23 protein-coding genes are annotated in these 23,552 nt (G+C 61.8%); 12 read left to right on the top strand and 11 right to left on the bottom strand.

Annotation, left to right across the window (positions count from 1 at the left end):
• Positions 1 to 78 precede the first annotated feature (78 nt).
• Positions 79 to 684, bottom strand: a complete 606-nt coding sequence (locus H6X51_RS19185; protein ID WP_185269045.1) for a tetratricopeptide repeat protein — start codon at positions 682 to 684, stop codon at positions 79 to 81.
• Positions 685 to 889: 205 nt separating this feature from the next.
• On the bottom strand, positions 890 to 1,714 hold the full coding sequence (locus H6X51_RS19180; RefSeq protein WP_221627431.1) for an AbiJ-NTD4 domain-containing protein: 825 nt from the start codon (positions 1,712 to 1,714) through the stop codon (positions 890 to 892).
• 620 nt (positions 1,715 to 2,334) lie between these two features.
• Here H6X51_RS19180 and H6X51_RS19175 point away from each other — a divergent pair.
• From H6X51_RS19175 to H6X51_RS19155, 5 genes are all read left to right on the top strand, one after another.
• On the top strand, positions 2,335 to 5,184 hold the full coding sequence (locus tag H6X51_RS19175) for a valine--tRNA ligase (protein WP_185269044.1): 2,850 nt from the start codon (positions 2,335 to 2,337) through the stop codon (positions 5,182 to 5,184).
• An 84-nt stretch (positions 5,185 to 5,268) separates the two neighbouring features.
• Positions 5,269 to 6,240, top strand: coding sequence for an ABC transporter substrate-binding protein (locus H6X51_RS19170; RefSeq protein ID WP_185269043.1), 972 nt, complete (start codon positions 5,269 to 5,271; stop codon positions 6,238 to 6,240).
• Between the two features lie 59 nt (positions 6,241 to 6,299).
• Positions 6,300 to 7,190, top strand: a complete 891-nt coding sequence (locus H6X51_RS19165; protein ID WP_185269042.1) for an ABC transporter permease — start codon at positions 6,300 to 6,302, stop codon at positions 7,188 to 7,190.
• A complete protein-coding gene (locus H6X51_RS19160) occupies positions 7,190 to 7,984 on the top strand; it encodes an ABC transporter ATP-binding protein (RefSeq protein WP_185269041.1) in 795 nt (264 codons plus the stop codon). Before H6X51_RS19165 ends, H6X51_RS19160 begins: the two co-directional genes overlap by 1 nt.
• Before the next feature lie 81 nt (positions 7,985 to 8,065).
• Positions 8,066 to 8,653 carry a LysE family translocator gene (locus H6X51_RS19155; protein WP_221627432.1) on the top strand — a complete coding sequence of 196 codons (588 nt, stop codon included), beginning with the start codon at positions 8,066 to 8,068 and terminating at the stop codon, positions 8,651 to 8,653.
• Here the strand turns inward: H6X51_RS19155 and H6X51_RS19150 are convergent.
• Together H6X51_RS19150 and H6X51_RS19145 are read right to left on the bottom strand one after the other, a co-directional pair.
• Positions 8,636 to 9,472, bottom strand: coding sequence for a helix-turn-helix transcriptional regulator (locus tag H6X51_RS19150; protein WP_328795769.1), 837 nt, complete (start codon positions 9,470 to 9,472; stop codon positions 8,636 to 8,638). The two genes, H6X51_RS19155 and H6X51_RS19150, sit on opposite strands and share 18 nt — an antisense overlap.
• A 69-nt stretch (positions 9,473 to 9,541) precedes the next feature.
• A complete protein-coding gene (locus H6X51_RS19145) occupies positions 9,542 to 9,796 on the bottom strand; it encodes a Rho-binding antiterminator (protein WP_185269039.1) in 255 nt (84 codons plus the stop codon).
• A gap of 123 nt (positions 9,797 to 9,919) precedes the next feature.
• Here H6X51_RS19145 and H6X51_RS19140 point away from each other — a divergent pair, with 123 nt between their 5' ends.
• Genes H6X51_RS19140 through H6X51_RS19130 form a run of 3 tightly spaced genes read left to right on the top strand, consistent with a single transcriptional unit; the run spans position 9,920 to position 12,344 of the window.
• Positions 9,920 to 10,165, top strand: coding sequence for a type II toxin-antitoxin system CcdA family antitoxin (locus tag H6X51_RS19140; protein WP_185269038.1), 246 nt, complete (start codon positions 9,920 to 9,922; stop codon positions 10,163 to 10,165).
• The gene (locus tag H6X51_RS19135) at positions 10,165 to 10,482 is read left to right on the top strand and encodes a CcdB family protein (protein WP_185269037.1); all 318 of its coding nucleotides are present in this window, start codon (positions 10,165 to 10,167) and stop codon (positions 10,480 to 10,482) included. The genes H6X51_RS19140 and H6X51_RS19135 overlap by 1 nt, the downstream gene beginning before the upstream one ends.
• A gap of 35 nt (positions 10,483 to 10,517) precedes the next feature.
• Entirely contained in the window at positions 10,518 to 12,344 is a 1,827-nt protein-coding gene (locus H6X51_RS19130; protein ID WP_185269036.1) for an SLC13 family permease, read from the top strand.
• Between the two features lie 149 nt (positions 12,345 to 12,493).
• Here the strand turns inward: H6X51_RS19130 and H6X51_RS19125 are convergent, their stop codons facing one another.
• Positions 12,494 to 13,366, bottom strand: a complete 873-nt coding sequence (locus tag H6X51_RS19125) for a ChaN family lipoprotein (protein WP_185269035.1) — start codon at positions 13,364 to 13,366, stop codon at positions 12,494 to 12,496.
• A gap of 131 nt (positions 13,367 to 13,497) precedes the next feature.
• Here H6X51_RS19125 and yejK point away from each other — a divergent pair, with 131 nt between their 5' ends.
• From yejK to H6X51_RS19110, 3 genes are all read left to right on the top strand, one after another.
• Positions 13,498 to 14,505: a nucleoid-associated protein YejK gene (gene yejK / locus H6X51_RS19120; protein WP_185269034.1), complete on the top strand. Its 1,008-nt coding sequence runs from the start codon at positions 13,498 to 13,500 to the stop codon at positions 14,503 to 14,505.
• A gap of 101 nt (positions 14,506 to 14,606) precedes the next feature.
• A complete protein-coding gene (locus H6X51_RS19115) occupies positions 14,607 to 15,608 on the top strand; it encodes an SDR family oxidoreductase (protein ID WP_185269033.1) in 1,002 nt (333 codons plus the stop codon).
• Between the two features lie 25 nt (positions 15,609 to 15,633).
• Positions 15,634 to 17,433 (top strand): glycoside hydrolase family 15 protein, encoded by a 1,800-nt coding sequence (locus tag H6X51_RS19110; RefSeq protein ID WP_185269032.1) that lies wholly within the window; start codon positions 15,634 to 15,636, stop codon positions 17,431 to 17,433.
• Between the two features lie 6 nt (positions 17,434 to 17,439).
• Here H6X51_RS19110 and H6X51_RS19105 read toward each other — a convergent pair whose 3' ends face one another.
• From H6X51_RS19105 to H6X51_RS19080, 6 genes are all read right to left on the bottom strand, one after another.
• Positions 17,440 to 18,792, bottom strand: a complete 1,353-nt coding sequence (locus H6X51_RS19105) for an erythromycin esterase family protein (protein WP_185269031.1) — start codon at positions 18,790 to 18,792, stop codon at positions 17,440 to 17,442.
• A complete protein-coding gene (locus tag H6X51_RS19100; RefSeq protein WP_185269030.1) occupies positions 18,792 to 19,439 on the bottom strand; it encodes a phosphoribosyltransferase in 648 nt (215 codons plus the stop codon). The genes H6X51_RS19105 and H6X51_RS19100 overlap by 1 nt, the downstream gene beginning before the upstream one ends.
• A gap of 75 nt (positions 19,440 to 19,514) precedes the next feature.
• Entirely contained in the window at positions 19,515 to 20,276 is a 762-nt protein-coding gene (locus tag H6X51_RS19095) for an ABC transporter permease (protein WP_185269029.1), read from the bottom strand.
• Complete coding sequence (locus H6X51_RS19090; protein ID WP_185269028.1) at positions 20,273 to 21,238, bottom strand: ABC transporter ATP-binding protein; 966 nt, start codon at positions 21,236 to 21,238, stop codon at positions 20,273 to 20,275. The genes H6X51_RS19095 and H6X51_RS19090 overlap by 4 nt, the downstream gene beginning before the upstream one ends.
• Positions 21,238 to 22,173: a glutathione S-transferase family protein gene (locus H6X51_RS19085; RefSeq protein ID WP_185269027.1), complete on the bottom strand. Its 936-nt coding sequence runs from the start codon at positions 22,171 to 22,173 to the stop codon at positions 21,238 to 21,240. The genes H6X51_RS19090 and H6X51_RS19085 overlap by 1 nt, the downstream gene beginning before the upstream one ends.
• Before the next feature lie 334 nt (positions 22,174 to 22,507).
• On the bottom strand, positions 22,508 to 22,834 hold the full coding sequence (locus H6X51_RS19080; protein ID WP_185269026.1) for a GIY-YIG nuclease family protein: 327 nt from the start codon (positions 22,832 to 22,834) through the stop codon (positions 22,508 to 22,510).
• A 29-nt stretch (positions 22,835 to 22,863) separates the two neighbouring features.
• Here H6X51_RS19080 and H6X51_RS19075 point away from each other — a divergent pair, with 29 nt between their 5' ends.
• On the top strand, positions 22,864 to 23,346 hold the full coding sequence (locus H6X51_RS19075) for an asparaginase domain-containing protein (protein WP_185269025.1): 483 nt from the start codon (positions 22,864 to 22,866) through the stop codon (positions 23,344 to 23,346).
• Positions 23,347 to 23,552 lie beyond the last annotated feature (206 nt).

Below are 23,552 nucleotides of genomic sequence, written 5' to 3'. Positions count from 1 at the left end.
AATCGATAGGCTGAATTTGACCTGACAGTCGCAGCCAGAAAACTCGGTAACTGTCAGATCAAGTCTGAACTTCTACACCTAAAGGTGCCTCAATATTCTGAGTAATTTCTCATAAGATTTGCAGCTTGGATCTGACTTCGAGTCCGCAGCTTCACATGATTTCCGGAAAAGCTCGTTAGCGTTATTTAGGTCTTTAGCAACCCCAAGCCCATTTAAGTACAAATACCCAAGCAGATGCTGGCCAAGCCTATTATTCTGATCAGAGGATTTTTTAAACCAATATGCAGCCTCCATATAATCAATTCCGACTCCGTTACCCTCTAAAAATATACGTCCCGAATACGCCTGAGCTTCAGAAACACCTTGTGCTGCGCCATAAAGGGCGTACATTGCTGCTAAAAAGTGTTGTTTTTTATCATAAGCTTCTAAGTATTCACTAGCAGCCCAATAGTTCCCATTACGGCCTGTACTTGACTCCAGATCCGACTTTGCCTTTGAAGCCATTTCCCGTATGGCTGAATCAAGATTTTCGCTATTAACATATTCTTCTTCAAGCATTGAGATCCTAGAATGTTCTTCTTGAGTTTTTCCATTTTCTCCACTTGACCAAGGCCATGTTATAAATAAAAAAATCGCTGACAGCATTGCAGTCCATGCAAATAGCACTTTAGATATTCTTCCCATTAGACATTACCGCTTCATAAGCTTTATGAAATATATTTCTGTTGATTCATCCAAATGCGGTGAAGGATACAAAAAAAATAGCACATCTGCAGATATGCTCCTATCTGATCCCCTGCACGATCCTTCTCCTGCGACCTAACGCACGGCACACGTGCCGATTTGGAGCCGAAAAGCGGCGGAAAATCGGCCATCGTGCTGCCGCTTGCTATGTTGATTTCGCATGTTTGGCTTTTAGATAATTAATGAAAGTAGCACATGAAACCAAGAAATATTTAGCATCATCCGCATCAATATTCGATTCCGCCATGATTGCGTGTCTGATCCCATCCGCGTCGCTTGTATAACCATATATTGCAGAGAATCCACTCTTTAGTGCACCGTGTAGTTGCCCCTCACGCTCAAGTGTCTTGAGTGCGTCACCGAGCGTGGCGTCTTTCTTTCCGCTCAATTCGCAGGCGATGCTTTCTACGGCGGAAATGGACTCCTTAATCGAATTTCGGTAGTCGGGCTTCGCCCGATTTGCGAGATGCTCTAACGCTTTCTGGAGGTGGATTCTGGCACCTTCGAAATGCCCAGGCTCAAGTGCTTTCTCTACCGCCTCCTTTTCCATATCATCGGTGATCTGGACAATTTGGCCGCTAATAATGCGATACCCTGCAAGTTCTCGTTCGAGCATGATATTTAGATCTTGGACTAACTTCTCATCCTCCTCCATTTCGACAATAAACTCGATGAAATCGTAAACCCCATACCAAGCTCTAAAATAAAATTGATTCCGAATGAAATCCATGATTTGAAATGAGTAATCTGGAATCGAATCTATCCTAAGTTTAAAGTAGTTAAGCCAAAGAGTTCTGCTGAAGTTACTGATACCACCGAACTTTCCACCTCGAGATTCCTGAAAACCTCGAGCGCTCCAGATATGGATATCGAGGATATTCCACAAGGAATTTCTCAATTCATCGGTCATTGACTCGGTTTGAAGAACAGCGCTCGCCCGAGTGATGCCCATTCTTTCGCTAAACTTCACGATATAGATCTCCAAGAAACATAACAGTGATTAGACCGCATGCGGCACTAATACATAATCGTTTGTTCGACATAACTCCGCTTCACCGAAATCACGCCACCATAAATACACAAAAAACAACAACTTACAGATCACACCACAGCCCACCCCGTATTCGCTTGACTGCGTCTTTTCATGAATCCATTACTACTAGATAAAGCCAGCCCTCCAGCCACGCTACCGCCCAACCCTCAACAGGCAGGCAAGCCAGTACGCTCTCAATTCGGGTATGGAAGGTGGCAGTCCTTGCCCCTTGGGCGGGAACGGCTGCGAGCCATGCTTTGAGGTCAACATAGCCCAGAGAATGGCGCTTGGCCATAGTCGGAAAGTCATAGAGGGTGAAGGCAGGTGTCGGGGCGGCGTACGACCGGCGTTCAATACACCCCTGCACGCCATGCAAACAAGGATGCGACCACCCTCCCTCCTCGCTATAATGGCCGTTTTTGCGACTCTGTCTCACGGCGCGCGGAGTTCCTGCTTTATATATAGCCCCAATCGATCGGCGGGCCAGGCGGGACTCCTGTAAGCTGCCGTGGCACCCTTTACCGTCGCCAGCCATATACCGGACAGCCAAAACACCCATGGATAAAACCTACCAGCCCCACGCTATCGAATCCTCCTGGTACCAGACCTGGGAGCAGAATGGTTATTTTGCGCCCCAGGGTTCTGGTGAGTCCTACACCATTGCCCTGCCGCCGCCGAACGTGACGGGCAGCCTGCACATGGGCCATGGCTTCAATAACTCGATCATGGATGCGCTGATCCGTTTCCGCCGTATGCAGGGCCGCAATACCCTGTGGCAGCCGGGCACCGACCACGCGGGTATTGCCACGCAGATGGTGGTGGAGCGTCAGCTGGGTGCGCAGGGTGTGAGCCGGCATGATCTGGGCCGGGACAAGTTTCTGGAGAAGGTCTGGGAGTGGAAGGAGCAGTCCGGCGGCACCATTACCAGCCAGATCCGGCGGCTGGGCAGCTCGGTGGACTGGAGCCGTGAGCGCTTCACCATGGACGAAGGTCTGTCCGAGGCGGTGAAGGAAGCCTTTGTGCGCCTGCACGAGGACGGGCTGATCTACCGCGGCAAGCGTCTGGTGAACTGGGACCCGGCCTTCCACACCGCCATTTCCGACCTGGAAGTGGAGAACCACGACGAGACCGGTTCGCTGTGGCATCTGCGGTATCCGCTGGCTGATGGCGCTAAAACCGCTGAGGGCAAGGACTATCTGATCGTTGCCACCACCCGACCCGAGACCATGCTGGGTGATACCGCCGTTGCCGTTAACCCGGAAGACGAACGCTACAAGGCGCTGATCGGCAAGTTCGTCGAACTGCCTTTGGTTGGCCGGCGCATTCCGATTGTCGGTGATGATTACTGCGATCCGGAGTTCGGTACCGGTTGCGTGAAGATCACTCCGGCCCACGACTTCAATGACTATGAAGTGGGCAAGCGCCACGGCCTGCCGCTGATCAACGTGCTGGACAAGAACGCGGCCATTCTGGCCACCGCCCAGGTGTTCAATATTGATGGCAGCGTGAATGCCGAGATCGATGCCACCCTGCCCGCGGCCTACGCAGGGCTGGACCGCTTCGATGCGCGCAAGAAGATTGTCGAGGAGTTCGACGCTGCTGGCCTGCTGGAGAAGATCGAGCCACACAGCCTGAAGACGCCCAAGGGCGACCGTTCCGGCGTGGCGATCGAGCCCTGGTTGACCGACCAGTGGTACGTTTCCACCAAGCCGCTTGCCGAGCCGGCGATTGCCGCAGTGGAAGATGGCCGCATCCAGTTCGTGCCCAAGCAGTACGAGAACATGTATTTCTCCTGGATGCGCGACATTCAGGACTGGTGCATCTCCCGCCAGCTGTGGTGGGGCCACCGTATTCCAGCCTGGTATGACGAGGCCGGCAATGTCTACGTCGGTCGCGACGAGGCGGAAGTACGCGCCAAGCACAGTCTGGGTGATATAGCCCTGCGCCAGGACGAAGACGTGCTCGACACCTGGTTCAGCTCGGGCCTGTGGACTTTCTCGACCCTGGGCTGGCCGGAGCAGACCGAGGCGCTGAAGACCTTCCACCCGACCGATGTGCTAGTGACCGGTTTCGACATCATCTTCTTCTGGGTGGCGCGCATGATCATGCTGACCATGCACCTGATGAAGCATGACGACGGCAGTGCGCAGATTCCGTTCAAGACCGTGTACGTACACGGCCTGGTGCGCGATGGCCAGGGTCAGAAGATGTCCAAGTCCAAGGGCAACGTGCTCGACCCGCTGGATATCATCGACGGTATCGACCTGGAATCGCTGGTGACCAAGCGCACCAGCGGCATGATGCAGCCCAAGCTGGCGGAAAAGATCGAGAAGCAGACCCGCTCCGAATTCCCCGAGGGCATCGCCGCCTACGGCACCGATGCGCTGCGTTTCACCAACCTGTCGCTGGCCTCCACCGGGCGTGACATCAAGTTCGATATGGGTCGGGTCGAGGGTTACCGCAATTTCTGCAACAAGATCTGGAACGCCACCCGCTATGTGATGATGCAGTGCGAGGGCCAGGATACCGGCGTGAATGGTGAGGAGGTGGAACTGACCCTGGCCGACCGCTGGATCATTTCCCAACTGCAGCGCACCGAGGCGGAAGTGACCCGTCAGCTCGACCAGTTCCGTTTCGACCTGGCCGCCAACGCGCTGTACGAATTCATCTGGAACCAGTACTGCGACTGGTACCTGGAGCTGTCCAAGCCGGTGCTGTGGGATGAAAACGCCCCCGCCGAGCGCCAGCGCGGCACCCGTCGTACCCTGGTGCGCGTGCTGGAAACCGCCCTGCGCCTGGCGCATCCGTTCATGCCCTTCATCACCGAGGAAATCTGGCAGCGCATCGCACCGCTGGCCGGCAAGGCCGGGGCCACCATCATGCTGCAGCCCTGGCCGGTTGCCGCCGATGACCGCATTGATGCCGCCGCCGAAGGTGATATCGAATGGCTCAAGGGCCTGATCCTCGGCGTGCGCAATATCCGCGGCGAGATGAACATCGCCCCGGGCAAGGAACTGGAGCTGCTGCTGCGCAAGGCGGGTGACGAGGACCGCCGTCGCCTGGGCGAGAACGACGCCTTCCTGCGCAAGCTGGCCAAGCTGGCTTCCATCACTGTCCTCGCCGACGGTGAAGAAGCGCCGCTGTCCGCCACCGCACTGGTCGGTGAGCTGGAGGTGCTGGTACCCATGGCCGGCCTGATCGACAAGGACGCCGAGCTGGCGCGCCTGGACAAGGAGATCGGTCGTCTGCAGGGTGAGGTCAAGCGCATCGGTGGCAAACTGGGCAATGAAGGCTTCGTTGCCAAGGCACCGCCGGCGGTGATCGACAAGGAACGCGCCAAGCTGGACGAGGCCGAAAAAGCCCTGGCCCAGCTGAGCGAGCAACGGACACATATCGCCAATATGTAGCAGAGGCGGGATAATGTCCCGCCGTGCTCCGTGACACGGAAACAATAACCAGAAAGGGCCTCTGCCTGCCCACAAGGAAATACAATGAAGTCACCCATCAGTAAATGGCTGTCCCTGGGAGCGCTGGCCGTGGCGCTGGCTACTCCGTTCTCCACCGTGGTTGCCGAGACCAAGTCGGTAGCGGCTACCGCCATCGTCGAACACCCGGCGCTGGACTCGGTGCGTGACGGCGTGCGTGCCGCTCTGGAAGAGGCAGGCTACAGCGGAAACAAGCTGAAATGGCAGTATCAGACCGCCCAGGGCAATACCGCCACTGCGGCGCAGATCGCCCGCAAGTTCGTCGGTGACCGCCCGGATGTGATCGTTGCCATTGCCACCCCCTCGGCCCAGGCCGTGGTTGCCAGCACCAAGTCGGTGCCGGTGGTATTCGCCGCTGTTACCGACCCGCTGGCCGCCCAGCTGGTACGTAACTGGGACGCCTCCGGCACCAACGTGACCGGGGTATCCGACGAGCTGGAGCTGGACCGGCAGATGGAGCTGGTCAAGCAGGTCGTCCCCAACGCCACCCGCGTGGGCATGGTCTACAACCCCGGTGAAGCCAACTCTGTGGTGGTGGTCGAGCGCCTGCGCGAGCTGCTGCCGACCATGGGCATGACCCTGGTCGAAGCCGCTGCCCCGCGTACCGTGGACGTGGGTTCCGCCGCCCGCAGCCTGGTCGGCAAGGTGGACGTGATCTACACCAACACCGACAACAACGTGGTCTCGGCCTACGAGTCGCTGGTCAAGGTCGGCACCGACACCAAGACCCCGCTGGTCGCCTCCGATACCGACAGCGTGGCCCGTGGTGCCATCGCCGCTCTGGGCATCGACTATTACCAGCACGGCGTCCAGGCCGGTAAAGTGGCCGTGCGCGTACTCCAGGGTGAAGCCCCCGGCAGCATCGCGCCGCAGAAGACCGGCGAGCTGAGCCTGTATCTCAACCGCTCCGCCGCTGCCGCCCAGGGCGTTACCCTGTCCCAGGAGCTGCTGGACTCGGCCGCCGAGATCATCGACTGATCCAACCTGCGCCGGTGCACCCGCACCGGCGCAGACGCTCACCATAGGCACAACATCCCATGTCATTGTTCTCCCTGTTTGGCGCCCTCGAAGTCGGCCTGATCTTCAGTCTGGTGGCGCTTGGTGTATTCATTTCCTTTCGTCTGCTGCGTTTTCCCGATCTCACGGTAGACGGCAGTTTCCCGCTGGGCGGCGCCGTTTGCGCCGTTCTGATTGCCAACGGCATGGATCCTTTTCTCGCCACCCTGATCGCCACCCTGGCCGGGGCGCTGGCCGGCATGGTCACCGCGGTGCTCAACGTGCACCTGAAGATCATGGATCTGCTGGCCAGTATCCTGATGATGATCGCGCTGTACTCGATCAACCTGCGCATCATGGGCCGGCCGAACATTCCGCTGATCATGGAACCGACCATGTTCAGCATCCTGCAGCCGCAGTGGCTGGCCGACTACATCGCCCGCCCGCTGATCCTGCTGATGGTGGTGCTGGTGGCCAAGGTGCTGCTGGATGCCTACTTCTCCACCCGCCAGGGCCTGGCGATCCGCGCCACCGGCTCCAACCCGCGCATGAGCCGCGCCCAGGGTGTGAATACCGGCGCCATGGTGATTCTCGGCATGGCCATTTCCAATGCATTGGTCGGCCTGGCCGGCGCCATGTTCGTGCAGACCCAGGGCGGTGCCGATATCTCCATGGGCATCGGCACCATCGTTATCGGCCTGGCGGCGGTGATCATCGGTGAAAGCATCCTGCCGGCCCGGCGGATCATCTTCCTGACCCTGGCCGTGGTCATCGGTGCGGTGATCTATCGCTTCTTCATCGCCCTGGCCCTGAACAGCGACTTCATTGGCCTGCAGGCCCAGGACCTGAACCTGATCACCGCGGTACTGGTGGTTATCGCCCTGGTCATTCCGCTGATCAAGCAACGTCTGACCCGCAGGAGGCACGCCTGATGCTCAGCGCCCAGAACCTGAAAATCACCTTCAACCCCGGCACGCCGATCGAGACCAAGGCACTGCAGGGGCTGTCGCTGGAGATCCCCACCGGCCAGTTCGTTACCGTGATCGGTACCAACGGTGCAGGCAAATCGACCTTTCTCAATGCGGTTTCCGGCGACCTGTCGGTGGACAGCGGCAAGATCCTGATCGACGGCGATGATGTGACGCGACTGCCGGTATGGAGCCGAGCCACCCGCGTGGCACGGGTATTCCAGGACCCCATGGCGGGCACCTGCGAAGACCTGACCATCGAGGAAAACATGGCCCTGGCCCACCAGCGCGGCCAACGTCGCGGGCTGGGCAAGGCGGTGCAGACATCCATGCGCGACGAGTTCCGCAGCCACCTGGCGACCCTCGGCCTGGGACTGGAAAACCGCCTCACCGACCGTATCGGCCTGCTTTCCGGCGGCCAGCGTCAGGCAGTCAGCCTGCTGATGGCCGCCCTGCAGCCATCCCGTATCCTGCTGCTGGACGAGCACACCGCCGCCCTCGACCCACGCACCGCCGACTTCGTCCTGCAACTGACCGCGCGCATCGTCGCGGAAAAACAGCTCACCACCATGATGGTCACCCACAGCATGCGCCAGGCACTGGATGTCGGCGACCGCACGGTGATGCTGCACCAGGGCCAGGTGGTGCTGGACGTGGCCGGGGATGAACGCAAGGGGCTGGATGTGCCGGACCTGTTGCAGATGTTCGAGAAGGTACGTGGGGAAAAGCTGGCCGATGATGCCTTGCTGTTGAGCTGATCGCGGCAGCGCAATTTCCTTCAATACCCGAGCAGCGCCTCACCTGCAGACTCCATGCTTTACCCCAGGAGTCTGCATATGCTGTCGATAGTCTTGCCCATGTCCATCTTTGCCCTGGCGGCATCCATTTCCCCAGGGCCGGTGAACCTAGTTTGCCTAAGCACCGGTATCCGCCGCTCCATCCCCCAGGGGCTGGTCTTCGTCACCGGTGCCACGCTGGGCTTCGTTGTCCTGTTCCTGGGTATCGGATTCGGCCTGAATTCATTACTGACCAGCCTGCCGGGCTTCGAACGCTGGCTGAACGGGGCCGCTATCGCCTTTCTGCTGTTTCTCAGCTACCGGCTTGCCCGTGATGATGGCAGGATTCCCGATGATGCGCGGCATGAGGCCGCCGGCTTTGCCACCGGCGCATTGATGCAATGGCTCAATCCCAAGGCCTGGCTGGCCTCCATTGCCGGCATCGGTGCCTATACCAATGGTGGCGACGCCTCGCTGGTCTGGCTGTTCGCTGCGCTGTACCTGCCCATCTGCTGGCTATCGCTGAGCTGCTGGGTGTACGCCGGTGCGTTCCTGCGGCATCTGGTGCGACGCCCGGCCATATTGCGCGGCATCAACCGCACCCTGGCGGCCCTGCTCGCGGCGAGCTGCAGCTTATTCTTGCTCGACTGATACCTGCAGGTACTGTTTCGGTGTCGCGGCCACCAGCCGTTTGAAGGTACGCTGGAAATGCGCCTGATCTGCAAACCCGGCACTCAGTGCGACCTCAGCCAGGGCGACGCCCGCTTTCAATTGCCGCTGGCTGTATTGAATGCGCCGGTTGATCAGCCAGGCGTGGGGTGTCATGCCGAAGTGCTGCCTGAAGGCGCGGATCAGATGGCCGGGGCTGTAGCCACTGTGGGCACACAGCTCATCCAGCGACAGCTCCGCAGTGCAATGGCGGTCCATATGGGCTGCCAGTTCCTGCAACCTGTCAGGTGCCGGCGGCCGAGCCTGAATCGATTGGCCGGACAATGCCTGCATCAGGGCCGATAGGTACTCGATCACCTCGGTCTGCTTATCCAGCAGCTCGCGCCCGCCATCCAGCAGGCAATGCGCCATGGCGCAATAACCGCCATACAACACCTTGTCGGTCACCACCGCAACATCGATATCCTGCCAGCGGGGCTCGTCCAGCAACCCCAGCTCATGCCGCAGCCGGGTGAGCCAATCGAGATCCACGTACAGCATCAGATAGGCCCAGGCCTGGTTGTCGATGGGGTTGCAAGCGTGCGCCGCCTCGGGGTTCATCAACACCAGCGTGCCCTGGTGCACCTGATGACGGTCATCCCGATAGACAAAGGTGCTCTGCCCGGCCGTAATTGCCCCGACCGACCAATGGGTGTGGCTGTGCAGGGCGTAACATACCTGCCGACCATCAGCGACCTTGCGCAGCTCCACATGGGGCATGCGCGTATCACGCCAGAAGATCGGAGCATGCACAGCGGCCACAGGTGACTTCCTCATTTGCAGAGCGCCGAACGACGCAACGGGGACATGCTACCCCGCCGCAGGGCGCAATTAAAACGCTTCGCCAAACCGAATCTGCGCAAAATGCGGATTTTCCACCAGCGCCGTCATGCTCTGTACCCCATCCAGCACCACCCACTCCTCTCTGTCACCCACCACCATCAACAGGCACTCCTGCCTCTGCTCGTTGTAGCCTGTATCCAGCGGCGTGCCTTCAACTCGACGCCCATCCGCCCAGCTCAGGGCAATGGGGATACGGTAAAGGCAGGCGATTTCCAGGTAATCCGACTGATCGCAGGTAATCATGGGAATGTCCTGTACGGAAAATGAGCGGACGATAGATGAAGGGTAGCAACTGGATACGGCTCACGCTGGCGTGAACACCGTGATGCGCATAAAATATGCGCATCATGCTCAAGGAGTATGCATATGCCAGCTACCTACGATATTCGCGCACCCAAACGGTCAGCCAATCTCAGTGTCAATGAGGATCTGCTCAACAAGGCCAGGGAGCAGAACATCAATCTTTCCGCCACTCTGGAGCAGGCGTTGGCCTCCGCTCTGAAGGAGAAGCAACGCGCAGCCTGGCTGGCGGAAAACAAGGCTGCCATGCAAGCCTATAACGAGTATGTGGAGGGGCACGGTGTGTTCAGCGATGGACTGCGGAGCTTCTGATGTCCCAGTTCACAGTGCATGAAAATACCAATCCTGCCACCAGAGCTGCCGTTCCTCTGCTGCTGAACGTCCAGAGCGATCTGATTGAAGAACTGGGCACACGGGTAGTGGTGCCGCTCTACCCCGTCGGCGATATACCGGGAAAGATGATGCGCATTCTGACACCCGTCTTCGATATCGATGCCAAGCGATACGTGATGATGACGCCCCAGTTGGCAGGTATTCAGAAGAAACTGCTCGGTCCAGCCGTTGCCGATTTGTCCGGGCGTCGTGACGACATCATCGCCGCTCTCGATCTGCTGATTACTGGAATCTGAGTACCACTTAACCTCAGCCTTGCGGACAGGGATTCATGAGTACCGAGTTGACTATCGTACTGGCATTGCTGTTGGGCAGCATGGTGCTGTTCATTCGCAACAAGCCGCGCATGGATGTGGTCGCGCTGCTGGTGATAGTGGCGTTGCCGCTGACCGGTGTGCTCAGCGTGGAGGAGGCGATTGCCGGCTTCAGCGACCCCAGCGTGTTGCTGATCGCGGCGCTGTTCGTGATCGGGGATGGGCTGGTGCGCACCGGCATTGCCTACAAGCTCGGCGACTGGATGGCGCAGCAGGCCGGCAGCAGTGAAACCCGGCTGATCCTGCTGCTGATGCTAACCGTGGCCGCGCTGGGCTCGGTGATGAGTTCCACCGGGGTGGTGGCGATCTTCATCCCGGTGGTGATGAGCATCACCGTGCGCATGGGTATTCCCGCCTCCCGACTGATGATGCCGCTGAGCTTTGCCGGGCTGATCAGCGGCATGCTGACCCTGGTCGCCACCCCACCCAACCTGGTGGTCAGCAGCGAGCTGATGCGCCACGGTCTGGACAGTTTCTCCTTCTTCAGTTTCACCCCGATCGGGCTGGTGGTGCTGCTGTGCGGTATCGGCTATATGTTGCTGGTGCGCCGCTGGCTGGGCGGCAGCGGTGCCGGCAAGGATGAGCCGGAACGCCAGACCATGCAGGACCTGGCCGCACTGTACCGGCTGACCGAGCGCGAACGGCGCTTGCGGCTCAATGCCGACTCGCCCTTGATCGGTCGCCCGCTGAACGAGCTGGAGCTGCGCAGCGAGTACGGCATCAATGTGATCGCCATCGAGCGCCAGCGGCGCTTTCGCAACCTGCTGCAGGTGGCCACCGGCAATACCGTGGCGCAGCCGGGAGACATACTGCTGGTGGACCTGGCCAGCCCGGCCATCGCCCTGCTTGGCGCCTACCAGGAAATCGGCGTCACGCCTCTGGCGCTGGAGCATTCCTACTACAGCGAGCACTCACACCAGTTGGGGCTGGCCGAGGTGGCGCTGCCGCCTGAATCACGGCTGCCGGGGCGGACCATCCAGGAGCTGGCGTTCCGCAGCCGGCACCGGCTCAATGTGGTCGGCCTGCGCCGCAACGGCAAGGCGTTGCCCGGCCTGTTGGTGGATGAAAAGCTCAAGGCCGGTGATACCCTGCTGGTGGCCGGTAGCTGGAAGGATATCGACCGTCTGCATCTGCTGACCCGGGATTTCGTGCTGCTCAGCCTGCCGAGCGAGATCAAAGAAGTGGTGCCGGCGGCACGCAAGGCGCCCTACGCCCTGCTCAGCCTTGGCGTCATGGTCGTGCTGATGGTCTCGGGGGTGGTGTCCAACCTGATGGCGGCGCTGATCGGTTGCCTGCTGATGGGGGCGTTCAAGTGCATCACCATGGATTCCGCATACAAATCCATTCACTGGCCTAGCCTGATCCTGATCGTCGGCATGCTGCCGTTTGCCCTGGCGCTGCAGAAGACCGGGGGTATCGACCTGGCAGTGGGCGGGCTGATGAACCTGTTCGGTGATGCCGGGCCGCGCGCGCTGCTGGCCACGCTGTTCATCGCCACAGCAGTCACCGGGCTGTTCATTTCCAATACCGCCACCGCGGTATTGATGGCGCCGGTGGCGGTGGCCACTGCACAGGCGCTGGGCGCTTCGCCCTACCCCTTCGTGATGACCGTGGCGCTGGCCGCCTCGGCGGCGTTCATGACGCCGGTGTCCTCGCCGGTCAATACCCTGGTGCTGGACCCGGGCGGCTACAGGTTCAGTGATTTCCTGAAGATCGGCGTGCCTTTCACCGTTCTGGTGTTGCTCATTACCGTGCTGCTGGTGCCGGTGATCTTTCCGTTGTAGTTGAAGGAACGAACCCGCACACCAGTCCCGGCGTGTAGCGCGCCTGCGCTACGCGTATAGGCGGCGGGATAACGCCAGCATGTTGGTTGATTATCTGGTCTGCGGGCGACTCCGTCTCGTCGAGCAGGCGCTCGATAAGCCCAGGCACTTCAGTCCCCACCCTGCCGCCACTGCGCACAATGGTCCTGCTCCGGCGCCGCCGGGGTCAGCCAGAGGTAATCCGCCTGCTCTGCTCCCGGCAGCGGCTTGCCGGCTTCGTGCAGCATGACCACCACGGGTGCAGCTGCCTCCATGTGCAGCGGCACGCCCAGGTCCTTGCGCACGTGAAAATTGCCGGCCAGCAGCAGCGTCGGAACAGCTGCGGCAACCAGCTCCTCGCCCATGCGCACATCGCGCTGCTGCTGGATGCCGAGCATGGCGCTCAGTTGCGGCTCGGCTATCTGCCCGCAGTGGGACGCCTCGATGGTCTGCCGCAGTTCGGCCAGTACCGGTTCCGGGTAATGCGGCGATATCATCACCGGGTCGTGGTACAGGGCGCCGATCTCATCCCGATCCAGATTGGCCGCGCCCAGACGGATGCCGCTGTCCAGCGCCCAACTGACGATGGGGCCGTAGGCGTCCCAGGGCCAGCCAGGATTCCATTGCAGTTGCTCGGGCAACTGGTCGGATTGCAGGTCTGCGGTGCCATTCTGCAGCTCGTCCAGCGCCGGTTGCTGCGCGGGCGTGAGCATCTCCAGCAACAGGCTGGCCTGCGGGCGCTGCTGGTGCAGGCGTTGCAACAGCCACAGCTGCAGGCGGTGATGATCGTCATTGTCGTGCTGCTCGCCCAGCAGCACCCGGTCGGCACCCGCCAGGCGCTGCACCAGTTGCTCCGCGCTCAGCCACTGGCCGCTGGCGGTGTCCAGTGCCTGGCCCAGCCTGTCGGCCTGCTCCGGCACTGCGTTCTGCCAAGCCGGCAGCGGCTCGGCCGCGCTCACTGATACCCACACGGCCAGCAGGCCGGCCAGTATTCCCCGTTTCATGAGGCCCCCTTGTACAATGCATCCCACACGCAGTATCGGTGGTTTGCGACGCGCCGTGAACTGGAGTAACGTGCTGCAGACTTTCGGCACCGCCGACATCATGCCCTTTGTTTTACCGTTGCGGATAATCCATGCCCATCGACAACAGTATTGTTCATCAGATCCACAAGAAGCCTGACGGCCAGCCCGCCAGCCTGACCTTGCGCGATGCCGAGCTGGCCAGCTCCGAGGCGCTGGAACAGTTGCTGGCCGGCCTGATCGAGGCCTACAACAGCAAGCCGAACAAGGCCTGGGGTTATTTCCACGAGGAAAGCGGCGCCTACCCGTTCAGCGGCTGGCTGCAGCAGTTGCTGGACGAGGAAACGGATTTCGTCGGCTTCTCCAAGCGCTCGGCCGAGCACCTGAAGACCCTGATGGAAGGCTCCAACCTGGCACTCGGCGGGCACGTACTGTTCATCCGCTACCGCCAGGGCATGACGGCCTTCCTGGTCATCGCCCTGCTGCACCATACCGAGGGCGTGACCGTGACCGACGACCTCAACGTGGCGGCGGCGCGGCACCTGGATCTGTCCAGCCTGAACATGGCGGCGCGCATCAACCTCACCGAGTGGAAGCAGAACGCCAATTCCAAGCAGTACATCTCCTTCATCCGCGGGCGCAGCGGCAAGCGGGTATCGGACTATTTCCGCGACTTCATCGGCTGCATCGAAGGCGCCAACCCCGAGCAGGAAACCTCCACCCTGCTGCAGGCGTTCCAGGATTATGTCGGTGAAGCCGATATGCCGGTCGACGAGCTCAAGGACAAGACCAAGGCCATGAGCGGCTATGTCAGCGGCCAGGCGCGCCAGGGCGAGCAGGTGGCGCTGGAGGAGCTGTCCGGGCTGATCGACGAGGAGCAGCCGCGTGCCTTCTACGACTACATCCGCAACAAGGATTACGGCCTGTCCCCGGAGATCCCACCGGACAAGCGCACCCTGAACAACTTCCTGAAGTTCTATGGCAAGGCCGATGGCCTGTCGATCAGCTTCGAGGCGCACCTGCTCGGTGACCGGGTCGAGTACGACGAGAGCGAGGATTCGCTGGTGATCAAGCATCCGCCGAAGGGGCTGATCCAGCAGTTGCGCAACAAGAGAAAGTAGCGCGGATACATTTTGATTGTTTTTCGTCCGGGGATTTCCCTGAACGACACAGCCCACCGGGGAGTCACTTGCTTTAGGCAAATGACGAACCCGGAGCGGCCATGGCCAGTCTTTCCAACAAGATCGTGGTGATCAGCGGGGCCTCTGCCGGTGTCGGCCGGGCCACGGCGATCGAATTCGCCCGCCAGGGTGCCAGCGTGGCGCTGCTGGCGCGCGGCGCCAAGGGCCTGGAAGGTGCCCGGGCCGAGGTCGAGGCGGTCGGCGGCAAGGCCTGGGTTCGCACCCTGGATGTAGCCGACGCGCAGCAGGTGGACGCCGCCGCCGATGCTATCGAAGCCGAGCTTGGTCCGATCGATGTCTGGGTCAACAACGCCATGGTCACCGTGCTGTCCCCGGTCAGTCAGATGAGCGCCGAGGAATACCGCCGGGTGACGGAGGTAACCTATCTGGGCACGGTCCACGGCACCTGCGCCGCCCTGCGCCACATGCGGCCCCGCAATCGCGGCGCCATTCTCCAGATCGGCTCGGCGCTGGCCTATCGCGCCATTCCTCTGCAGTCAGCCTACTGCGCCGCGAAATTCGCCTGCCGTGGCTTCACCGATGCGCTACGCGTCGAGCTGCAGCACGAGAACAGCGCCATCCACCTCACCAGCGTGCACCTGTCCGCATTCAATACACCGCAGTTCGACTGGGCACGCGCGCGCCTGGAGTGTGAACCACAGCCACTGCCACCGATCTTTCAGCCCGAAGTGGCGGCACGTGCCATCGTCTGGGCGGCAGGCCAGCGGCGCCGGGAAGTCTGCGTCGGCTTCCCCGCCGTCAAGACTATCTGGGGCAACAAGCTCCTGCCCGCCTTCGCCGACCGTCTCCTGCAGAAACGGGGCTATGCAGGCCAGCAAGACGACCGACCGCTGGTACCGAACCGGCCGGACAACCTGTTCCAGCCAGTGGACCGGGACATGAGCAGTCATGGCCGATTCGACAGCGAGGCACGTGATTACAGCGGTCAACTGTGGTTGACCATGCACAGGAAGACCCTCACCGGGGTCATCGCCGGCGCCGTGCTGCTGCCATTGGCGCTGTTGCTGCTGAAAAAGCGTTGACGCCCAACCTGTAGGGAGCTGGCCCATGACACAATCCATCAAGGACTATGCCCTGATCGGCAATCTGCGCTGCGCCGCCCTGGTCGGGCGCAACGGCAGCATCGACTGGTTCTGCCCGCCGCGCTTCGATGCACCCGCCTGCTTCAGCAAACTGCTCGGCACCGAGCAGCACGGCTTCTGGCAGATCGCCCCCACGCACACGCCGACCCGGATACATCGCTATTACGAGCAGGACACCCTGGTGCTGTGCACCGAGTTCGATTGCCAGGGCGCACGGGTACGGGTGACCGATCACATGCCGGTGGGCGACGCCAGCCTGATCGTGCGTTGTGTCGAGGGTCTGGCTGGCAGCCTGGCCATGCATATGCAACTCTCGCCACGCTTCGGCTATGGCGCCAGGCCAGCATGCTGCGAACCGGAGGCCGGGGGCTGCAGCCTGTGGGCCGAGGATCGGCAACGCCTGCTGCTGCACAGTACGTTGCCGCTGGAACTGGCCGCCGACCACGCCGTTGCCCGATTCGAGATGCAGGCCGGGCAGACCGCCTGCTTTATCCTCCAGCACCTGCCACCCGACCAGGCGCCGACGCCGGCAGGCGATGCCCTGCAGCTGCTCGACGACTGCCGCCGCTGGTGGCGCAGCTGGGTCAGCCAGTCCACCTACCATGGCCGCTGGCGCGATGCGGTGATCCGCTCGCTGATCACGCTCAAGGCGCTGACCTATCTGCCGACCGGCAGCATGGTCGCGGCGCCGACCACCTCGCTGCCGGAAGCCCCCGGCGCCGGAGCCAACTGGGACTACCGCTTCTGCTGGATTCGCGATGCGGTCTGGGCGCTGGATATCCTGATCGACTCCAACTACCTGGATGAAGTGCATGCCTGGCGTGACTGGCTGATGCATGTGATGGACAAGCACGGTGACCTGCGCGTGCTCTACGATCTCCACGGCGAAGCGTCAATGGATGAGCGTGAACTCAACTGGCTACCCGGCCACCTCGACTCGCGTCCGGTGCGCATAGGCAACGCCGCTCGCGACCAGCACCAGCTGGATGTCTATGGCCAGTTGATCGACCTGCTGCATATCGGCCGGCGCAGCGGCATGCGCCCCAACCAGCACAGCTGGCACCGCCAGTGCCGGCTGCTGGACAGGATCGCCGGCTGCTGGCACCAACCGGACGAAGGTATTTGGGAACTACGCGGGCGCCGGCGCAACTATGTCCATTCCAAGGTCTATGCCTGGGTAGCCTTCGACCGCTCCATCCGCGATGCCGAGGAATATGGACTGCATGCACCTCTGGAGCACTGGCGGGCAGTACGCGACGAGATCCATGCGCAGGTTTGCGAGCTGGGGGTGGATCCGCGGCGCGGCGCCTTCAAGCAGAGCTACGAGGACGCCGAGCCGGATGCCAGCCTGCTGATGATTCCGCTGCTGGGCTTTCTGCCGGTGGAGGACCCGCGGGTACGCGCCACCATAGCCTGGATCGAACAGGAGCTGCTGCGCGACGGCCTGGTGTATCGGTTCCATCCCCAGGACAGCGAGGCGGGTTGGGAAGGCGCCTTTCTCGCCTGCTCGTTCTGGATGGTCGACAACCTGATCATGGACCAGCGCGAGGAACAGGCCGAAGCCCTGTTCGCCCGCCTGCTGGCACTGCGCAACGATGTCGGCCTGCTGGCCGAGGAATACCACCCCTCGCACGGCCTGCTGGGCAACTTCCCCCAGGCACTATCGCACCTGGCGCTGGTCAAGACCGCCTATCTGATGCAGGCCTGCGAGCAGGTACACCATGGTGGCGGTCCCGAGCGGCATTCCTACCGGCCGGTGGACTGAAACCTGTTACAACCCGCTGGGCCAGGTCTCGCCCAGCTCACCACTGGCGAGCGAGTCACGAGCCAAAGGCTGCAGCGCGTGGGTGTGTTGGTAATGCAGCATGAAATCGAACTGCTGCGGCAGGTGACTGTAGTAATAGTGACTGTGACGTTCGGTCTGCGGCCGGTAGATGACCCCGATCGCCCGCTGCAGGCGAGCCTCGGCCAGCCCGCTGGAGAGCACGCCGCTGCCGCGCAGATCGAGCAGGAAAGCCTCCCGCCCCACCGCCTGGAACAGCGCCTCGTAGCTGCCGGGCAGTGGCGGGCGGACCACCTTGGTCTGCGCCGGTCCATCCCAGTCCGAGGCGGCGGTGACCTCGCCGGTGGCAGTGGAAAAACCGATCAGCAGGGCCTGATCGCCATATTGCTGGCGGACCAGTTGACCGATATTCAGCTCACCCCTGGCGCCCATCTCGGTCGCCGCGGCATTGCCCACATGGGAGTTGTGCGCCCATACCAACAGGGGCGCCGGCTCGCCGAGCTGGTGCGTGAGGTGACCACGCAGTGCCTCCAGGGTCTCGAACATGTGGCTGTCGCGCAGGTTCCAGGAGCTGGGCCGGCCGCGGAACATCGCCCGGTAGTATTGCTCCGCATTGCGCACCAGCCGGGCATTCTGCTCGGCGCAGAAACGCTGCTCATCGGCCACCAGTCCCAGCCCCTCCAGGCGCTGGAAGGCCCGGGTCTGCATTTCCCGCAATTGATCGGTAATCACCTGTTCACAGGAGGCACTGAGGCCGAACTCCACCGACTGGCCATACAGGTGCGGCTCGTGCAGGAACTGATCCAGGCAGGCATAACGCTCCCGTGCCCGCGCCGCAGCCGGCGGGTCCTGCCTTTCCAGGTAACCGATCACCGCCCGGGTGGAACTGTGCAGGCTGTACAGATCCAGGCCATAGAAGCCGACCGGACGCAATCCGGCTTCGGCCCGCGTCGGCATGGCGTTGAATTCGGCCAGCCAGCGGATGAAATCCAGCACATCGGTATTGGCCCACATCCATACCGGGAAGCGCTCGAACACCTGCAATGCCTGCTCGGCACGCTGCTGCGGGTCGAGATTCCATACATGGCGGTTGACTGCGTAGGCATCGGGCCAATCGGCTTCAACCGCCACCCCTGCAAAACCCAGCTCGCTGATCAGACGGCGCGTCAGTTGCGCCCGGGCCCGGTAGAATTCGCTGGTGCCGTGGGAAGCCTCACCGATCAGCACCAGTTGCTTGCCGCGCGCCGCCTCGACCAGGCTGTCGAAGTCACTCAGCGCGCCGGTCAATGGCTGAGCCTGACGCTCGATGGCCCGGCTCAGGGCGATATCAGTGCTGTTCATCAGCTCTGCTCCTGGCGGTGCCGCTGCAGCAGCTCGATGACCTCGGCATCGCTGACCTGGCGAAAATCCGCATACCACAGGCCAACCCCGCGCAGGAATTCGAGCTGGTGCGGGCACACCAGCCGGTCCACCATGGCTTCGAGCTGGCGGCAGGTCTCGGCGGCGCCGACCGGTACCGCCACCACCACCGCTTGCGCACCGCGTACCCGCACCGCCTCGATCGCCGCGCGCATGGTCGCTCCGGTGGCCAGGCCATCGTCCACCAGGATCACACTGCAGCCCTGCAGGTCCGGCTCGGCGCGATTGCCCCGGTAGACCTGGCTGCGGCGCTGCAGCTCGGCCTGTTCACGTTCCAGCACGGCTTCGACCTGCCCGGCACTGATGCCCAGCCCGGCGATCAGCTGCTGGTCCAGATAGACGCTACCACCGCTGGCGATCGCGCCCATCGCGTACTCCTCCTGCCCGGGTATGCCGAGCTTGCGCACCAGCAGGATGTCCAGCGGCAAACGCAGGGCACTGGCGATCTGCGCCGCCACCGGTACGCCACCACGCGGCAACGCCAGCAGCCGCACATCGCCGCGGCCGGCATAGTCGCCCAGCGCCTCGGCCAGCTCCTGGCCGGCCTGGGTACGATCGGAATAGATCATCTGCTCACCCGCCTTTGCTCGCCCTCTTGCTACAGAGACCGGCGTGGCAGGTGACTGTTCAACCCTTTTCCCCGGTCAGGGCTTGAGCTTGTAGCCGGTGCGGAAGATCCACCAGACCAGGGTCAGGCAGACCAGCAAAAATACCAGGGTCATGCCCAGGCTGACGGCGATATGCACATCGGCCTGGCCATAGAAGCTCCAGCGAAAGCCGCTGATCAGATAGACCACCGGATTGAACAGGGTGATGGTCTGCCACAGCGGCGGCAGCATGCTGATCGAATAGAAGCTGCCGCCGAGAAAGGCCAGCGGCGTGACTATCATCATCGGGATGATCTGCAGCTTCTCGAAGCCATCGGCCCAGACGCCGATGATGAAGCCGAACAGGCTGAAGGTCACTGCGGTGAGAATCAGGAATGACAGCATCCACAGCGGATGCTCGATCTGGTAGCTGACGAACAGCCGCGCGGTGAGCAGGATCAGCAGCCCCAGCAGCACCGACTTGGTGGCCGCCGCACCGACATAGCCGATGACGATCTCGATCGGCGAGACCGGCGCCGACAGCACCTCGTACAGGGTGCCGGTGAACTTGGGCATGTAGATGCCGAAGGAAGCGTTGGCGATGCTCTCGTTGAGCAGCATCAGCATGATCAACCCGGGAATGATGAAGGCGCCGTAGCTGACCCCGTCGACCTGCTCCATGCGCGCGCCGATCGCCGCGCCGAACACGATGAAGTACAGCGAGGTGGAAATCACCGGTGAGGCGATGCTCTGGAACAACGTGCGCCACATGCGCGACAGCTCCGAGTAGTAGATCGCCCACATGCCATGCAGATTCATGCCTGCTCCCGCTGCTGATTGCTGCCATGTACCAGCCCAACGAAGATCTCCTCCAGCGAACTCTGGCTGGAGTTCACGTCCTTGAACTCGATACCCTCGCGCGCCAGGCTGCGCAGCAGATCGGCCACCCCGGTCTGTTCGCCCTGGGCATCGAAGCTGTAGACCAGGCTGCAGCGGTCCGCGCTCAGTTCCAGCGCCTGGCTGGCCAGGCTCGCCGGCAGCTCATGCAGCGGCTGCTGCAACTGGATGGTCAGCCGGCGCTTGCCCAGCTTGCGCATCAGCAGCGCCTTGTCCTCCACCAGGATCAACTGGCCGTGGTTGACGATGCCGATGCGATCGGCCATCTCCTCCGCCTCCTCGATGTAGTGAGTGGTGAGGATGATGGTCACCCCGCGCTCACGCAGCCCGCGTACCATGTTCCACATGTCCCGGCGCAGCTCCACATCGACCCCGGCGGTCGGCTCGTCGAGAAACAGGATCTGCGGCTCATGGGCCAGCGCCTTGGCGATCAGCACCCGGCGCTTCATGCCACCGGACAGCGCCATCATCTTCTCGCGGCGTTTGTCCCACAACGACAAGTCGCGCAACAACTGCTCCAGATAGGCGCGGTCCGGCGCCTTGCCGAACAGCCCGCGGCTCAGGCTCACCGTCGCCCATACGGTATCGAACAGGTTGTTGGTCAGCTCCTGCGGTACCAGCCCGATGCGGCTGCGCGCCTGGCGATAGTCGCGCACTATGTCGTGACCATCGACCATCACCACCCCGCCGCTGGGATTGACGATACCGCAGATGATGCTGATCAGCGTGGTCTTGCCCGCCCCGTTGGGGCCCAGCAGGGCGAGAATCTCGCCCCGGCGGATCTGCAGATCGACCGACTTCAGCGCCTGGAACCCCGAGGCGTAGGTCTTGCTCAGGCCCGCGACGCGAATCACCGCATCGACGACCTCTGCCGAACCCGGCATCAGGCTGCGTCGACCCGATAGCCCAGCCGCGGGAAATGCACGTGAACCAGGCCGGCCCGCTCATCTTCCCGGGCGATCACCACCTCGTCCTGCTCCTCATGGACCAGGCTGCCGGCCACCGGATCGCAGCCGTAATCCACCGCCTGCACGGTTACCGCCTGGCCCAGAGTCAATCCGCGGGTACTGACAAAGCCATGTTCGGGCAGATCTTCCGGCGTGGCGTCATGGGCGATGCGGATGGCCTCCTCCGGCTCCATGCGTACCGAGGCGCCGGCACCGAAGTCATTGACCCGCGCCATCCACGCACGAATGTTCGGATAGTCATCCAGCAGGATCGACACTGCGGCATTGGCCGCCATGAACCACAGCGGGTGATACCAGGCCAGGTCGGCGATGCTCGGCTCATCGCCCAGCAGGTACTCGCCGTTGCGGTCGAGCTGGGTCTCCAGCCGGCCCATCAGCACCGGCCACTGCGCCAGCGCCACCTCGGGCTCGGGACGGCTGGCCGAGCCACCCTCGAACAGCGCCTTGCGATCCCTGACGAAGCCCTTGACCACCTCCGGGGGCAGACCGGTGAAGCGCGCCTCCAGGGCGTGGGGCTGGAAGTTGATGGCGATGGAATTCTGGAACAGCACCTGGTCACCAAACTGCGCCAGCGCCGCCGCCACCGCCTCCTGCCCCTCCGGGAACAGCGCCGGCACCGCCTTCTCGCGCTCCAGACGGTGCGCGATCAGGGCCGTATCGCAATAGATATCCGCACCGATCTGCAGCACAGGGGTGCGCCGGTAGCCACCGGTCAGGGCGATCAGATCGGGTTTGGGCATGACCGGCGGAATCAGCACCGAATGCCAGGACAGCCCCTTGAGCCCCAGCATCAGCCGGGCTTTCTCGGCGAAGGGTGATTGCGGATAGTGATGCAGAATCAACTCGTTCATGACAGCCTCGGTTCAATACTCGAAGTGGATTCAGCTTAGCTGCTGACGCTCGATTCTGCACCGCTGAAGATCCAGATCCAATGGGAATGGTGAGGAAGTCCCGATCAGGTCGTTAATGCTGTTCACTCAAGGAGTTTCCCCACTGCTGAGCTGATCTGAAATAATACGGGATTGCTCTCTACCACCTCGTCATCCTTCGCGAAGGCGAAGGATCCACAGGCGCTCTGAGTCAGCCGGTACCCTGGATCCTTCGCCTTCGCGAAGGATGACGGGATTGGGCGGAAGGATGATGGGGTTGGGGGAGGATGACGGCGTTAAGTGAACAGCATTACGGTCAGGTCGTCCTTTCCAGTTTCGGGAGGGGGCAATCGCCATTGATCAGCGCTTCCTTGGCTTTCTTCACCAGCCGTTTCAGCGCGATCTCCCGCCGCAGCGCGTCGGAGTGGTCGGCGCAACTCTGCCGCCAGACCAGCGCCCGTGCCGGGCTGCGATTGAAGAAGCGCGCGCCACGCTTGCCACCGACATGTTCCTGGAAGCGCCGCTCGGGGTCGGTGCTGATGCCGGTGTACAGATGGCCATTCTCGGCGCGCACCATGTAGACCCACCAGGTTTTCGTCGGCGTGGCGGTGGCGGGGCTGTGTTCGGCGGTGTCAGACGGCATACTGGTGGCAATCATCCTGGGAGAAAGTCATGTTCGTACAGATCTTCAGCACCGGCGGCACCCTCGACAAGGTGTACTTCGACGCGCTCAGCGAATACCAGATCGGCGAGCCCATGGCCGGCGAACTGCTGGAGCAGGCCCGGGTCGGCTTCGATTATGCCATCGAGTCGCTGGTAAAAAAGGACAGCCTGGAACTGAATGACGCCGACCGCGAGCTGATCCACAGCAAGGTCGCCGCCTGCCCCCATGAGCACATCCTGATCACCCACGGCACCGACACCATGACCGTCACCGCCGCAGCGCTGGCCGACATCGAGAACAAGATAATCGTCCTCACCGGCGCCATGCAACCAGCCCGCTTTCGCGACTCGGATGCGCTGTTCAACCTGGGGCTGGCCATTGGCGCACTGAATGTCTGCCAACCGGGAGTGTATATCGCCATGAGCGGCAAGGTGTTTGCGGCGGATCAGGTAACCAAGAATCGGTTGGCGGGGAAATTCGAGGATATCTGAAGTTCGTCATTGCGGGTCGAACAAGGGCGCGGCAATCCATGGGCCGACACATGCCCTGTCCCCCGCATGGATTGCTTCACCTGCGGTTCGCAATGACGGTTGGGCGTAACCTGGGCCGCATTTGCATTGCGTCATTGCGTATAGGGACTCCTCCCCGGTTGCAAGCTCCGATGGTTGAAAAACATAAAGCCGATGCGTGCGTATAG

The organism is Halopseudomonas xiamenensis, from assembly GCF_014219065.1.
In the GTDB taxonomy this organism is placed as follows: Bacteria; Pseudomonadota; Gammaproteobacteria; order Pseudomonadales; family Pseudomonadaceae; genus Halopseudomonas; species Halopseudomonas xiamenensis.
This window is presented reverse-complemented; position numbering and strand designations above follow the sequence as displayed.

Coding starts and splice junctions, on each gene's coding strand:
- H6X51_RS19185 (WP_185269045.1), bottom strand. CDS start 684: ATGGGAAGAATATCTAAAGTGCTATTTGCATGGACTGCAATGCTGTCA.
- H6X51_RS19175 (WP_185269044.1), top strand. CDS start 2,335: ATGGATAAAACCTACCAGCCCCACGCTATCGAATCCTCCTGGTACCAG.
- H6X51_RS19170 (WP_185269043.1), top strand. CDS start 5,269: ATGAAGTCACCCATCAGTAAATGGCTGTCCCTGGGAGCGCTGGCCGTG.
- H6X51_RS19165 (WP_185269042.1), top strand. CDS start 6,300: ATGTCATTGTTCTCCCTGTTTGGCGCCCTCGAAGTCGGCCTGATCTTC.
- H6X51_RS19160 (WP_185269041.1), top strand. CDS start 7,190: ATGCTCAGCGCCCAGAACCTGAAAATCACCTTCAACCCCGGCACGCCG.
- H6X51_RS19145 (WP_185269039.1), bottom strand. CDS start 9,796: ATGATTACCTGCGATCAGTCGGATTACCTGGAAATCGCCTGCCTTTAC.
- H6X51_RS19140 (WP_185269038.1), top strand. CDS start 9,920: ATGCCAGCTACCTACGATATTCGCGCACCCAAACGGTCAGCCAATCTC.
- H6X51_RS19135 (WP_185269037.1), top strand. CDS start 10,165: ATGTCCCAGTTCACAGTGCATGAAAATACCAATCCTGCCACCAGAGCT.
- H6X51_RS19130 (WP_185269036.1), top strand. CDS start 10,518: ATGAGTACCGAGTTGACTATCGTACTGGCATTGCTGTTGGGCAGCATG.
- H6X51_RS19125 (WP_185269035.1), bottom strand. CDS start 13,366: ATGAAACGGGGAATACTGGCCGGCCTGCTGGCCGTGTGGGTATCAGTG.
- yejK (WP_185269034.1), top strand. CDS start 13,498: ATGCCCATCGACAACAGTATTGTTCATCAGATCCACAAGAAGCCTGAC.
- H6X51_RS19115 (WP_185269033.1), top strand. CDS start 14,607: ATGGCCAGTCTTTCCAACAAGATCGTGGTGATCAGCGGGGCCTCTGCC.
- H6X51_RS19110 (WP_185269032.1), top strand. CDS start 15,634: ATGACACAATCCATCAAGGACTATGCCCTGATCGGCAATCTGCGCTGC.
- H6X51_RS19105 (WP_185269031.1), bottom strand. CDS start 18,792: ATGAACAGCACTGATATCGCCCTGAGCCGGGCCATCGAGCGTCAGGCT.
- H6X51_RS19100 (WP_185269030.1), bottom strand. CDS start 19,439: ATGATCTATTCCGATCGTACCCAGGCCGGCCAGGAGCTGGCCGAGGCG.
- H6X51_RS19095 (WP_185269029.1), bottom strand. CDS start 20,276: ATGAATCTGCATGGCATGTGGGCGATCTACTACTCGGAGCTGTCGCGC.
- H6X51_RS19090 (WP_185269028.1), bottom strand. CDS start 21,238: ATGCCGGGTTCGGCAGAGGTCGTCGATGCGGTGATTCGCGTCGCGGGC.
- H6X51_RS19085 (WP_185269027.1), bottom strand. CDS start 22,173: ATGAACGAGTTGATTCTGCATCACTATCCGCAATCACCCTTCGCCGAG.
- H6X51_RS19080 (WP_185269026.1), bottom strand. CDS start 22,834: ATGCCGTCTGACACCGCCGAACACAGCCCCGCCACCGCCACGCCGACG.
- H6X51_RS19075 (WP_185269025.1), top strand. CDS start 22,864: ATGTTCGTACAGATCTTCAGCACCGGCGGCACCCTCGACAAGGTGTAC.